The organism is Paracoccus suum (assembly GCF_003324675.1).
Taxonomy (GTDB): Bacteria; Pseudomonadota; Alphaproteobacteria; order Rhodobacterales; family Rhodobacteraceae; genus Paracoccus; species Paracoccus suum.
The window spans coordinates 640,884-652,733 of sequence record NZ_CP030918.1; the positions used below are offsets into that span (position 1 = coordinate 640,884).

Annotated in this window: 13 protein-coding genes; 2 read left to right on the forward strand and 11 right to left on the reverse strand. The window is 67.3% G+C overall.

Annotated features, from left to right (window positions below):
* Positions 1-5 precede the first annotated feature (5 nt).
* From ligD to ffh, 11 genes are all read right to left on the reverse strand, one after another.
* Positions 6-2,432: a DNA ligase D gene (gene ligD, locus DRW48_RS03130; RefSeq protein ID WP_114075136.1), complete on the reverse strand. Its 2,427-nt coding sequence runs from the start codon at positions 2,430-2,432 to the stop codon at positions 6-8.
* The gene (gene ku, locus DRW48_RS03135; protein WP_114075137.1) at positions 2,432-3,304 is read right to left on the reverse strand and encodes a non-homologous end joining protein Ku; all 873 of its coding nucleotides are present in this window, start codon (positions 3,302-3,304) and stop codon (positions 2,432-2,434) included. The genes ligD and ku overlap by 1 nt, the downstream gene beginning before the upstream one ends.
* 180 nt (positions 3,305-3,484) lie before the next feature.
* Positions 3,485-4,267 (reverse strand): division plane positioning ATPase MipZ, encoded by a 783-nt coding sequence (locus DRW48_RS03140; RefSeq protein ID WP_114075138.1) that lies wholly within the window; start codon positions 4,265-4,267, stop codon positions 3,485-3,487.
* 201 nt (positions 4,268-4,468) lie between these two features.
* Positions 4,469-4,690, reverse strand: a complete 222-nt coding sequence (gene rpmE, locus DRW48_RS03145) for a 50S ribosomal protein L31 (protein ID WP_114075139.1) — start codon at positions 4,688-4,690, stop codon at positions 4,469-4,471.
* Between the two features lie 10 nt (positions 4,691-4,700).
* Complete coding sequence (rplS, locus tag DRW48_RS03150) at positions 4,701-5,093, reverse strand: 50S ribosomal protein L19 (RefSeq protein WP_114077329.1); 393 nt, start codon at positions 5,091-5,093, stop codon at positions 4,701-4,703.
* 7 nt (positions 5,094-5,100) lie between these two features.
* Positions 5,101-5,976, reverse strand: a complete 876-nt coding sequence (gene trmD, locus DRW48_RS03155) for a tRNA (guanosine(37)-N1)-methyltransferase TrmD (protein WP_114077330.1) — start codon at positions 5,974-5,976, stop codon at positions 5,101-5,103.
* 40 nt (positions 5,977-6,016) lie between these two features.
* Positions 6,017-6,532: a ribosome maturation factor RimM gene (gene rimM, locus DRW48_RS03160; RefSeq protein WP_114075140.1), complete on the reverse strand. Its 516-nt coding sequence runs from the start codon at positions 6,530-6,532 to the stop codon at positions 6,017-6,019.
* Positions 6,533-6,667: 135 nt separating this feature from the next.
* On the reverse strand, positions 6,668-7,132 hold the full coding sequence (gene rpsP, locus DRW48_RS03165) for a 30S ribosomal protein S16 (RefSeq protein ID WP_114075141.1): 465 nt from the start codon (positions 7,130-7,132) through the stop codon (positions 6,668-6,670).
* Between the two features lie 26 nt (positions 7,133-7,158).
* On the reverse strand, positions 7,159-7,464 hold the full coding sequence (locus DRW48_RS03170) for a chorismate mutase (protein ID WP_114075142.1): 306 nt from the start codon (positions 7,462-7,464) through the stop codon (positions 7,159-7,161).
* Entirely contained in the window at positions 7,461-7,991 is a 531-nt protein-coding gene (locus DRW48_RS03175; protein WP_114075143.1) for a GNAT family N-acetyltransferase, read from the reverse strand. Before DRW48_RS03175 ends, DRW48_RS03170 begins: the two co-directional genes overlap by 4 nt.
* On the reverse strand, positions 7,988-9,487 hold the full coding sequence (gene ffh, locus DRW48_RS03180) for a signal recognition particle protein (protein WP_114075144.1): 1,500 nt from the start codon (positions 9,485-9,487) through the stop codon (positions 7,988-7,990). Before ffh ends, DRW48_RS03175 begins: the two co-directional genes overlap by 4 nt.
* A gap of 228 nt (positions 9,488-9,715) precedes the next feature.
* On the opposite strand from ffh, the gene DRW48_RS03185 reads away from it, so the two are divergent.
* A complete protein-coding gene (locus DRW48_RS03185) occupies positions 9,716-10,369 on the forward strand; it encodes a LysR substrate-binding domain-containing protein (protein WP_114075145.1) in 654 nt (217 codons plus the stop codon).
* A 167-nt stretch (positions 10,370-10,536) separates the two neighbouring features.
* Positions 10,537-11,841 carry an OpgC domain-containing protein gene (gene opgC / locus DRW48_RS03190; RefSeq protein WP_241963357.1) on the forward strand — a complete coding sequence of 435 codons (1,305 nt, stop codon included), beginning with the start codon at positions 10,537-10,539 and terminating at the stop codon, positions 11,839-11,841.
* The last annotated feature ends 9 nt before the right edge of the window (positions 11,842-11,850 follow it).

Here is an 11,850-nt window from a genome sequence, read left to right on the forward strand (position 1 = left end):
ATGGCTCAGCCCCAAAGCTGGGCCATTTTCTTGATCGCGGCGGGCAGGCTTGCCGGGGCCGGCACGCCGACATTGTCCCAGTTGCCCTCGGCCAGGGCGCGTTTCATGTCATAGGCATTGGCACCCGGCGCATCCTCGAGCGCCTGCCACGACAGCGGGAACGCGACCGTTGCCCCCGGCCGCGCCCGGACCGAAAAGGGCGCGATGGCGGTCGAGCCGCGCTCGTTGCGCAGGTAGTCGATAAAGATGCGCCCGCTGCGCTTGGCCTTGGACATGTTGGCCAGATAACGGTCCGGCCAGCGCTCGGCGCAGTGCGAGGCCACCGTATGCGAGAACAGCTTGACCGTGTCCCACCCGACCGTGCGGCGCAGCGGGATCACCACATGCACGCCCTTGCCGCCGGTCAGCATGGGCCAACTCGGCAGGCCCAGTTCTGCCAGTACGTCCCGCATCTCGAACGCGGCAGTGCGCACCTTTTCCCAATCGAGGCCCTCATCCGGGTCGAGGTCGAATACCATGCGGTCGGGGCGGTCCAGATTGTCGCGGCGGCTGCCCCAGATGTGAAACTCGACCGTCCCCATCTGCACCGCGCCGACCAGGCCCGCAGCGTCGGTGACGTACATGTAGTCCTCGACGCCGGACGAGGTCTCGACCGGGACCGGCTTCAGCGACTTTGGCCAACCCTTGCGCAGGTGCTTTTGAAAGAAGGCCTGCCCGCCCAACCCGTCCGGCAGGCGCACGAGCGACAATGGCCGGTTCGCCGTCATCGGCAGCATACGGTCGGCAATATCGGCGTAATACTGGGCCAACTCCAGCTTGGTCGGGCCTTTGGGCGGGAACAGCACCCGTTCGGGGTGCGAGACGCCGATGGTGGCGACGATGACGCGCTCGCCGTCGCTGACGGTTGTGGGGGCCTCGCTATCCATCACGACCTCCTCGGCGGGCTTGTCCTCGCGCAGCCCGACATAGGCGGCGTGGCGCAATTGGCCATCATCGGTCACCTCGCCATAGCGAATCTCGACCGTCAACTGTGGCTTGACCCAGACCGCACCGCGCGCATCCGCCGGGCGCTTGTCCAGCACCATCGGCGCTTTCAGGCGCTCCAGCCGGGCGGCCAGATCGGCCTGCGTGGCCATGTCGAACCCGGTGCCCACCTTGCCGCGATAGATCCATTTGCCGCCCTCATGCGTGCCCAGCAGCAGGGACGAGAACTCGCGCCCGCGCTTGTCAGACGGCTGCCAGCCCAGGACCACAAACTCGGCCCGGCGCTCGCATTTGGTCTTCAGCCAGGCGGTCGTGCGCCCGCTGCGCCAAGGCGAGTCGCTGCGCTTGCTGACGATCCCCTCGCCGCCGGCCTCGCAGATCGGCGCCAGCACTTCCGCGCCGTCGCCATCGATCACGGTCGACAGCTCGATCAGCCCCATGGGGGGCGCGTCCTTCAGCAGCGCCTCAAGCGCCTTGCGCCGCTTGCTCAGCGGCTCGTCCCGCAGGTCACAGCCATCGCGCTCAAGCAGGTCGAAGGCATAGAACCGGAACGGGCCGCCCTCGCCGATGGCACGTTGCAGCGCACCAAAACCGCCCAGGTCGGCGCCGGCCACGACCTCGCCATCAATCAGCGCGGTCTTGGCGGGCAGTTCCTCAAAGGCGGGCAGCAGCGATTCAAAACGGTCCGACCAGTCGAGGCCGGACCGGGTGCGGAACCGCGCCCCCTCCGCGCCGATCTGGATCTGGCCGCGATAGCCGTCGAACTTCAGTTCGTGCCACCAGCCATCCGCGCCCGGGGCATCCTTGACCAGCGTTGGCAGCATCGGCGCCTCGAATGCCGGCGCGGGCGCCTTGCGGGGCGGGCCAAAGGGCCGCGGCTCGGCATCAGCGGCGATCTGGGCGTGATCGCGATTTGTCAGCACCGAGCTGGTGTACCGCGCGACCGGATCGGGCTGATGCGCGGCCGCGTCCTCCTGCTTGATCAGCAACCAGTTCTCACGGCCCTTGTCGGAGGGCTTGCCCTTGATGCGCACCAAGTGCCACTCGCCCGTCAGGCGCCGGCCGATGATCCGCAGCCGCAAGTGGCCCTTGGCAAGGCCGCGGTCGATGTCGTCGACCGGCTGCCACGTGCCGATGTCCCACAGCATGACGACCCCGGCGCCGTAATTGCCGGCCGGAATGGTGCCCTCGAAGCGCAGATAATCCAGCGGATGATCCTCGGTCCGCACGGCCAGCCGCTTGTCGGCCGGGTCCAGCGACGGCCCGCGCGTCACTGCCCAGCTGAGCAGCACGCCCCCCCATTCCAGCCGCAAATCGTAATGCAGCCGCGTCGCGTCGTGGCACTGCATGGAATAATGCAGCCCCAGCCCCCGCGGCCTTGCGACGCCCGCAGGTTCGGGCGTGTCGCCGAAATTGCGTTTGGATCGATAGGTGGCGAGCGATTCCATCAGCTGGCCTTCTTGGCGGCCGCCCTGCTGGCTGCCGGTTTCCTGGCGGATTTGGCCGGGGCCTTGGCCTTGTCACCGCCCGCGGACTTCAGGCTTTCCTTCAGTGCTGCCATCAGGTCGACGACATTGGTGCCCTTGGACGGGCCCTCGGTATCATCGCTGGTCCGGGCGCGCTTGACCTTGCCGGACTTGCGCTTTTCCTCGATCAGCGCGCGCAGAGCGGTGTCGTAGTGATCGGTAAAAGCGTCGGCCTTAAAGGGTGCCGTCTTTTTCTCGATCAACTGGGTCGCGACGGCCAGCAGGTCCTCGTCCGGGTCATCGTCGCCGATCTCGGCGAACAGCGGGTCGGCCTTTCGGATCTCCTCGGCGTAATACAGCGTCTCCATCAACAGGCCGTCACCGCAGGGCTTGACTGCGCACAGGCTCTCGCGCCCGCGCAGGGTCAGCTGCCCGAGGCCGATTTTTTCCGTCCTGCGCAGCGCGTCGCGCACGACCTTGTAGGCATCCTCAGCGAGTTCGTCGGTGGGAACGATGTAATAAGGCTTCTCGAAATAGAGGGGGGGGATCTCGCAGGCGCCGACGAACTGGACCAGTTCAAAGGTCTTTTTGGTCTCCAACCGGATGGCGTCGATTTCCGACGGCTCGAGCAGCATGTATTCGTTGTCGCCGACCTCGTAGCCCTTCATGATCTCGTCGGCCTTGACCGGGCCGACGCCGGCGACGGTCTTTTCATACCGCACCGGCTTGCCTGTGGGACCGTGAATCTGGCGAAAGCTGATGGCCCGGCCCGATTGCGTGGCACTGTGAATCTCGATCGGAATCGACACCAGGGACAGGCGCAACTGTCCCTTCCAGATCGCACGCGAGGCCATGGCGGTTCCTTTCGATGGACAATGGGCAACGCACATCCCGCGCGGCGGTTTCGCCCGATCGGCACGGGGGAGCAGATTCCCGAGCGCCGCCAGCGCGGGCTATCCAAAGCCCGGTACCCGAAGGCCAACCATTTGAAGTTAGCTAAAGTTCCGCCCGGGGGTGCGCCGCCGAGGCGTCGGTCAGAACGCGACCTTGACCCCGGGCAGGTTCAGCGCGGTAATCAGGTCGCGCAATTCCTGCCGGGCGGCGATGTTCGACATCGAAAGTTGCGCCGTGCCAACGTCCTTGAGGTCCAGCAGCGTCAGGCCGCGCGGGAACAATTCGCGAAAGATCACCCGCTCGGCAAAGCCTGGCGCCACGCGAAAGCCGATGCGCTTGGACAGGTTCTGCAGCGCCGCGCCGACCTTACGCTTGTTGTGCATCTCGGTGGTGCCGAGACGGTTGCGCAGCACGATCCAGTCGATCGGGCCCGCGCCGGCCTGCCCCCGCATCTGCCGCGCTGTCCAGACCATCTCCGCATAGATCGACGGGCCCAGCACCTTGCCGTCCGGGTTCAGCCGCGCCAGCAGGTCGAAATCGATGAAGCTGTCGTTCATGGGCGTGACCAGCGTGTCGGCCAGCGTATGCGCCATCTGGCTCAGCCGGGTATGGCTGCCCGGACAGTCGAGGATGATGAAATCGCTCTCGCCCTCCAGCTCGGCCATGGCAGCCGACAGGGGGTCGGTGTCGTCGGTGCTGCGCGCCTCGAGGATGCCGAGGCGCGGGGTGGGAAGGGCCAGCCCCTCGCGCGCGGAGAAGGCCGCGCGGTTTTCCAGGTAGCGGCCAAAGCTGCGCTGCCGCACGTCGAGGTCCAGCGCGCCCACCCGGTGCCCCATCCGCGCCAGCGCAGTCGCGACATGCATTGAGGTGGTGGACTTGCCCGACCCACCCTTTTCGTTGCCGATGACGATGATATGCGCCACGCCACGGACCTCCCTGCGACGGCGGGACCCTAGACGCACGAAAGCGTGTGGGAAAGCCGCCCGATATCGAAAGCTGTGGACAGACGGCGTGATCAGCGGAGGGCGGCTTTCGCGCATGTCCCCGGCAGATACCGTCCTTCAGTCACAAACCAAAAGCGCCGCCCCATCGGGGCGGCGCTGCTATCTGCCAAGGGCCGGGCTTCAGAAGCCGAGGCCCGCGTATTTGTTCTTGAACTTGGACACGCGCCCGCCGGAGTCCATCAGCTTGGCGTTGCCGCCAGTCCAGGCCGGGTGCACCGTCGGGTCGATGTCGAGGGTCATGGTGTCGCCCTCTTTGCCCCAGGTCGAGCGGACCTGATAGGTGGTGCCGTCGGTCATCTTGACGGTGATCATGTGGTATTCGGGATGAATATCGCTGCGCATGGCTGGACCCTCAGGCTTTGGCGCCGGCAGCGCCGGTCTTGGGCTTGTAGTTGGTAACCTCGGCGATGCGGGCAGATTTGCCGCGGCGATCGCGCAGGTAGTACAGCTTGGCGCGGCGAACGCGGCCGCGGCGGACAACCTCGATACTGTCGATGTTGGTGGCATACAGCGGGAACACCCGCTCGACACCCTCGCCAAAGCTGATCTTGCGCACGGTGAAGCTGGCGCCGATGCCGGCCCCGCCCTTGCGGCTGATGCAGACGCCTTCGTACATCTGCACGCGGGTGCGAGTGCCCTCGGTCACCTTGTAGCCAACGCGCACGGTGTCACCGGCCTTGAAATCGGGAATGGTCTTGCCGAGCGCATCGATCTGCTCGGCCTCCAGCTGTGCGATCAGATTCATCGCGGGTTCATCCTTCATCTTGCTCGCGGTGGTTCCGCGATTGGTGTGATGCGCCCGAGAGCTGTCGGTCCTTTGCCGGGTCGATACCAACCGCATGGCGGTCCTGGTATGCCCGCCACAGGTCGGGGCGGCGTTCCTTGGTCAGCCTTTCGGCCTCGGCTTGCCGCCAACGGGCAATGGCCGCGTGATTGCCAGAGAGCAGAACCTCGGGCACCGTGCGGCCGTCCCAGTCGGAAGGCTTCGTATACTGCGGATGTTCGAGAAGACCGTCGGAAAAGGATTCCTCGGCCAGCGAATCGCGATTCCCCAGCACGCGCGGTATAAGGCGGACGGTCGCATCGATCAAGACCTGCGCCGCTAGCTCGCCGCCGGTCAGGACGTAATCGCCGATGCTGATCTCCTCGATGCCGCGGGCCTGCAGCACGCGCTCGTCCACGCCCTCGAAACGCCCGCAGACCAGCGTGACGCCGGGCCCTTCGGCCAGCGCGCGGGCGCGGGCCTGGGTCAGCGGCGCGCCGCGCGGCGACATGTAGATGACTGGCAGATGCGGCGCGGCCTCGCCCAGCGCTGCGTCGAGGACGTCGGGGCGGATCACCAGCCCGGCGCCGCCGCCCGCCGGCGTGTCATCGACATTGCGATGCCGCCCCAGGCCATGCTCGCGCAGCGCGATGGTCCGCAGGCTCCACAGCCCCTCGGCCAGAGCCTTGCCGGTCAGCGACAGGCCGAGCGTGCCGGGAAACGCCTCGGGGAACAGGGTGACGATCTGGGCCATCCATCCGCGGTCGCCCGCGGGCTCGGCCATCAGGTCGCGCGGTTGGGCGCTGGGGCGGGCATTCAGGCGGCCATGGGATCGGGTCAGGCCTGCACCGTCAGGTTCGCTCATGGCGTCGGCCACGTCTCAGGGCGCAGTTGCGCCAAGCGGCTCATTCGTCGCTCTCGGGCGGGTCTGCCACGATGCGGCCCACGGCCAGATCGACCGTCGGCACGACTGCGCGGGTAAACGGCAGCAGCAGAACGCCCTTGGGTCCTGCCACCTCGATGATGTCGCCCGCGCCGTGGTCGTGAATGGCGCGCACGCGGCCCAACTCTGCCCCGCCAGGATCGCTGACCAGCAGGCCGATCAGGTCGGCGTGGTAAAACTCGTCATCGGGCAGCGAAGGCAGCCGCGCGCGATCTGCCCACAGGGTCACACCCTTGGCCGCCTCGGCCTGATCGCGGTTGCTGATCCCCGACAGCCGCGCCCCGAGACCGCCCGTCACGGGACGAGTCAGGCGCACGGTAAAGCTGCGGCTGCCATCCTCGCTGGTCAGCGGGCCATAGCTGGCGATATCGGACGGGGTCGCGCAAAAACTTTTCAGCCGCACCTCGCCCTGTACGCCAAAGGCGCCGGCGATGGCACCGACGCAGATGCGGGCTTCTTTGCGATCCGCCTCAGCCATGGCGGGGACAAATCGCGGAAGGCGAAGACATGCGCCGCCCCGCCGGTGCGGGACGTCGCGCCGATTGCAAGCGTGATGACGTCAGCGCGCGCCCCCCGTTTCGGGCGCAGGCGCCGGTCCGGGGGGCGGCCGGGATCACTCGCTTGCGGCCTCGGCTGCGTCCGCCGCCGCGGTGTCGACCGCGTCCACGCTGGCCTGCTCTTCGGCAGCAGCAGCGGCATCCGCATCGGCGGTGCTGGTGTCGGCAACGGCAGCGGCGGCCGCGGCCTCACGCTCGGCGCGCTTGGTGGCGCGGTCCTTGGCGGCCTTGCCCGGCTCGCCCTTTTTCAGGTTCTTTCGCTCGGTCTTTTCCTTGACGCCAGCAGCCTCGAGAAAACGCGCGACGCGGTCGGTCGGCTGCGCGCCCTGGCCCAGCCAGTGCTGCACGCGCTCGACGTTCATGCGCACGCGGTCCTCGCTGTCCTTCGGCAGCAGCGGGTTGTAGGTGCCCAGCTTTTCCAGGAAGCGGCCATCGCGCGGCATGCGCGAGTCGGTCGCAACGATGGCATAGTGCGGGCGCTTCTTGCTGCCGCCACGGGCGAGACGGATCTTCATGGCCATAGTGGTATCTCCTTGGTATGGCGTCGTTATTTCTGGAAGTTCTCGTGGTGACGGATGACTTCCGAGATCACGAAATTGAGGAATTTTGCAGCGAAATCCGGGTCCAGATCAGCCTCACGCGCGAGGCGCTGCAGCCGGTCGATCTGATGCGCCTCGCGCCCCGGATCAGAGGGAGGGAGTGCATGTTCGGCCTTCAGACGGCCGACGTCCTGCGTGTGCTTGAACCGCTCGGCCAGGGTAAAGACCAGGATCGCGTCCAGCCGGTCGATGCTGGCGCGGTGCTCGGCCAGCAGGGATGCGGCACGGGCTGTGGTAGGGTTATCGGCGATCATGCCAGCACCTTCGGATGACGATAGATCAGGACAGGCGTTTCCAGCAGCACGGCCTCGCGCTCGATGGTCGCGCCCATGCGCTCGGCCAGTTTGCGCGAGCGCAGGTTCGCATGGTCGATATGCGAGATCACGCCGTCGAGGCCGAACCGGCGCGCGCCCGTTTGCCGCGCGGCCATGGCGCCCTCAAAGGCATATCCGCGACCTTCAAAGCCGTCATAGATGTGCCAGCCCAGTTCGGGCTCGGACCAGCCGGCGTGGTAGATAAAGCCCAGGCGGCCGGCCGGCTTGCCGCTGGCCTTGTCCTCGACCATCCAGAAGCCATAGCCGCGCGCGATCCAGTGGCCGATGCCGGCAAGGTGCCCGCGCCACGCCTCATAGCGGTTCTGCTTGCCGCCAATGAACGCGGTGCGATCGCTGGCGGCAAAGGCGGCGACCGTCTCGAAATCGCTCTCGCGCGGCTCGCGCAGGATCAGGCGGTCGGTCTCGACCACCGGCACGATCACCTTGATGGTGACGTCAGCCGTCATTTGCGCCCCGGGAACAGGCCGCTCAGCCCGCCCGGCAGGTTCAGGCCGCCCAGTTGACCGCCAAGGCCCTTGGGGTCCTGCAGCAGCTTGCTGGCTTCAGCCATCTTGGCGGGGTCAACCTCGCCTAGGTCGGGCAGACCGGCGCCCCCCTTGCCGCCCATCGCCTTCATCGCCTGGCGCAGCAGGCCGCCCTTCATGCCGCCCAGCTTTTTCATCGTGTCGGCCATCTGGCGCTGCATCTTCAGCAGCTTGTTCAACTCGGCCACGTCCAGACCGGCGCCGGCGGCGATGCGCTTCTTGCGGCTGGCCTGCAGCAGGTCGGGGTTGGCCCGCTCGCGCTTGGTCATCGAGTTGATCAACGCGATCTGGCGGCGCACGGCACTGTCGTCCATCCCGGCGGCCTCGGCCTGCTTGGCCATCTTTGCCATGCCGGGCATCATGCCCATGATCGACTGCATGCCGCCCATCTTCTGCATCTGTTCCAGCTGACTGCGAAGGTCGTTCATGTTGAACAATCCCTTCTGAAAGCGCTTCATCATGCGCTCGGCCTGCTCGACCTCAAGCGTTTGCTGGGCTTTCTCGACGAGGCTGACGATATCGCCCATGCCGAGGATGCGGCCGGCGATGCGGTTCGCCTCGAACGGCTCGATGGCGTCCATCTTTTCGCCAAGGCCGACAAAGCGGATCGGCTTGCCGGTGACAGCCCGCATCGACAGCGCCGCGCCGCCACGGCCATCGCCGTCCATCCGGGTCAGGACCACGCCGCTGATGCCGACCTTGTCCTGGAACTCGGTCGCGACGTTCACGGCGTCCTGGCCGGTCAGGCCGTCGACCACCAGCAGCGTCTCGCGCGGCTGGGCGATGTCGCGGACCGCCTGAACCTCATCCATCAGGACCTGGTCGATGTGCAGCCGGCCGGCGGTGTCCAGCATCACCACGTCATAGCCGCCCAAGGACGCCTGCGTCCTGGCACGGCGGGCAATCTGCACCGCGCTTTCGCCCGGCACGATCGGCAGCGTATCGACGCCGATCTGCGTTCCGAGGATCGCCAGCTGTTCCATCGCCGCAGGGCGGTTGGTGTCGAGCGAGGCCATCAGCACGCGCTTTTTCTCTCGGTCCTTAAGGCGTTTGGCCAGCTTTGCCGTTGTCGTGGTCTTGCCCGAGCCCTGCAAGCCAACCATCAGGATCGGCGCGGGCGGGTTGTCGATGCGCAGCGAGTCCGGCGCGTCCTCGCCCTGCAGCACGCGGATCAGTTCGTCATGAACGATCTTGACCACCTGCTGGCCCGGGGTGATCGACTTGGTCACCGCGCTGCCGGTCGCCTTGGCGGTCACGCGCTTGACGAAATCGCGCGCCACCGGCAGCGAGACGTCCGCCTCCAGCAGGGCAGTGCGGACCTCGCGCATCGCGGCGGTCACGTCATCCTCGGTCAGGGCGCCCTGCTTGGTCAGGCGGTCGAACACTCCGCCGAGGCGGTCGGACAGGTTCTCGAACATCGGGGCCTCCAGCGGGCGAAAGCAATGGCGGGGCGCAATGCAGGAACGCCCCCGTGGGCGCATCGCGCTGACGGGGGGCGATCCCCGACCGCGCGGGGACCGGAAGGCTGACCTTCCGGGAGTTGCGCTTGCCCCTACGCCTCTGCGCCTCGCGAGTCAAGGCGGGCAGGATTAACCGCATATTCAGGCTTAGTCGCTAGGCAAGGGGCTTGTGGAAAGGGGTGCGGCATGAGTTGCGATCACGACAGCCGGCACGATGTCGCGATCAATGCCGTGCCGATGCTGAGTGATTTTCTGCTGCCCGCGCTGATGGAGGTCGCGATCGCCCACCCCACGATCGGCTTTCGCTACCGCCCGGCGATCGCGATCCAGTGCCTGCATGCGCCTTCGCCGGGGGCAAAGCCTCCCTTGGCGCTCAGCCTGCGCGCCGGGGCCGAGCCGTCGCAGGCCGACGGCATCTCGGTGCGCCGGCTGGGACTGCTGGGGGTCGGGCTTTATGCTGCGGAGAGCTACGTCATGAAATTCGGCAAGGCGCAGGAGGCTGCCGACCTCGCCGGTCACGTGCTGGTCCATCGCGACGCGTCCGATAACGCCCCGTGGGAGCATTGGCTGACCCTGCACGCGCCCGAGGTGCGATTCATCCTCCGCTCGGATGACGAGGCGGCGCAGCGCGCCGCCGTCCGCTCGGGGCATTGCGCGGCGTTCATGCCGATCGCGGCGCGTCTCTTCAACACGCAGTTGCGCACGGTGATGGCGCCGCGTGACGAATGGGCCGCTCCGCTTTGGCTGGTCACCCCTGCCTGCCTGTCGATGCCGGACCCCGTGCTGGCCGCGGTCGCGATGTTGGGCGACCGGCTGTCACGCTCGCTCGGAGGCAGCTGAAGGGGTGGTTCGCCCTCGGGAATAGGCGGAGGCCCGCGGGTTTTTCACGTTTCGTCCAGCGTCGGTGGACCTTGACCGTCCCCGCCACTATTTCGTCCACACGCCGGCCCGCCGGGCGCCTTTCATATCGGACAAGGACGACAGACTGATGACAGGACCGAGGATCGTTGCCCGGGGGTAACGGGCAGGCGCTGCCCGATCCCTCATATGACGGTATTCCCGCCGTCTCGGCCGGCAGTCCCGTGGGCGCTGCGGGCGGGAGAATCCTCGCGCTCGACATGCTGCGCGGCTTTGCGCTGGTCTGCATCATGCTCGACCACATGCCGATCGGCGTGGCGCGCAACGCCACCATTTCGAACTTTTTCCTGTTTGACGCGGCAGAGCTTTTCGTCCTGCTCTCGGGCTTTCTGGTCGGCCTGGTCTGGCGCCAGGTCGCGGCGCGGGACGGCACCGGCGCCGCGCAGCGCCGTTTCGCGATTCGCGCCTTTCAGGTCTGGCGCGCCATGATGGTCGCCGCGGTCCTGATGGCGCTGCTGTCGCTGGGCCTGCAGGCGCTTGACCTGACGCACACTGCCGTCTGGAACGGCTATGCCGAGATGCTGGCGACGCAACCGCTACAGTACCTGCTGGCAGTAGGCAGCCTGTGGATGCAGCCGAACCTGCTGGACGTGCTTGCCCTCTATGCGCTGGTGCTCGCCTTTGTGCCGCTTGTCCTGCCCGGGATCATGCGCTGGCCGCTGCTGACGGCGGCGGTGCTGTTTGCAGTCTGGTGGTATGCCGTGCCGCTGAACAACCTGCTGCCGAACGAACGCCCGGGCGCGCGCGGGCTGCTGTTCAACCCGTTCGGCTGGCAGGCGTTGTTCTTTACCGGGGCCGCCCTCGGGGTCTATCGCACCGCGGTGATGGCACGGCTGCGGCCGATCGCGCCACTGGTGACCCTGCTTGCCGTCTGCACCCTGATATTCGGCGCGCTGGTGCTGATCGGCTGGCGAGTTGGCCAACCCCTGCAGCCGCTGCGCGATGCGCTGTTCGCGGTCCATGGCGTGATCGACAAATGGCCGATGGACGGCGCGCGCTATCTTTCGATCCTGGCGGCGGCCTGGCTTGTCGCCGCGCCCCTCGCGGGGCTGTTCGGCTGGCTTGCCGGCACCGGTCCGGGCCGGGCCCTGGCGACGATCGGTCGCGGCGGCCTGGTCAGCTTCGTCGCTTGCGTGCTGCTGTCGGTGCTGGGCGATGCCGGCCAGAACGCAATCGTCCCCGCGGCCGCGGCCCGCCTGCTGGTTGACCTCTGGACCATCCCCGCCCTGTGGGTAATCGCCGAAGTCCTGGCGCGGTGGGACGCGCGGCCATCGCGCACTGCCCTCCCAGTGCGCGTCCGCGGCGCCACGCCGGTACCGGCGCCAAGGCTGGAGTTGCGGCACCAACCGGCCCAAGGACCCAGACAGGGGCGCGGCCCGGGCCAACTGGCCTGAGGCCAAGGC

What these genes read in the sequence shown, in the direction of transcription:
- ligD (WP_114075136.1), bottom strand. Translation starts at nt 2,432, where the DNA reads ATGGAATCGCTCGCCACCTATCGATCCAAACGCAATTTCGGCGACACG.
- ku (WP_114075137.1), bottom strand. Translation starts at nt 3,304, where the DNA reads ATGGCCTCGCGTGCGATCTGGAAGGGACAGTTGCGCCTGTCCCTGGTG.
- rpmE (WP_114075139.1), bottom strand. Translation starts at nt 4,690, where the DNA reads ATGCGCAGCGATATTCATCCCGAATACCACATGATCACCGTCAAGATG.
- rplS (WP_114077329.1), bottom strand. Translation starts at nt 5,093, where the DNA reads ATGAATCTGATCGCACAGCTGGAGGCCGAGCAGATCGATGCGCTCGGC.
- trmD (WP_114077330.1), bottom strand. Translation starts at nt 5,976, where the DNA reads ATGAGCGAACCTGACGGTGCAGGCCTGACCCGATCCCATGGCCGCCTG.
- rimM (WP_114075140.1), bottom strand. Translation starts at nt 6,532, where the DNA reads ATGGCTGAGGCGGATCGCAAAGAAGCCCGCATCTGCGTCGGTGCCATC.
- rpsP (WP_114075141.1), bottom strand. Translation starts at nt 7,132, where the DNA reads ATGGCCATGAAGATCCGTCTCGCCCGTGGCGGCAGCAAGAAGCGCCCG.
- DRW48_RS03170 (WP_114075142.1), bottom strand. Translation starts at nt 7,464, where the DNA reads ATGATCGCCGATAACCCTACCACAGCCCGTGCCGCATCCCTGCTGGCC.
- DRW48_RS03175 (WP_114075143.1), bottom strand. Translation starts at nt 7,991, where the DNA reads ATGACGGCTGACGTCACCATCAAGGTGATCGTGCCGGTGGTCGAGACC.
- ffh (WP_114075144.1), bottom strand. Translation starts at nt 9,487, where the DNA reads ATGTTCGAGAACCTGTCCGACCGCCTCGGCGGAGTGTTCGACCGCCTG.
- DRW48_RS03185 (WP_114075145.1), top strand. Translation starts at nt 9,716, where the DNA reads ATGAGTTGCGATCACGACAGCCGGCACGATGTCGCGATCAATGCCGTG.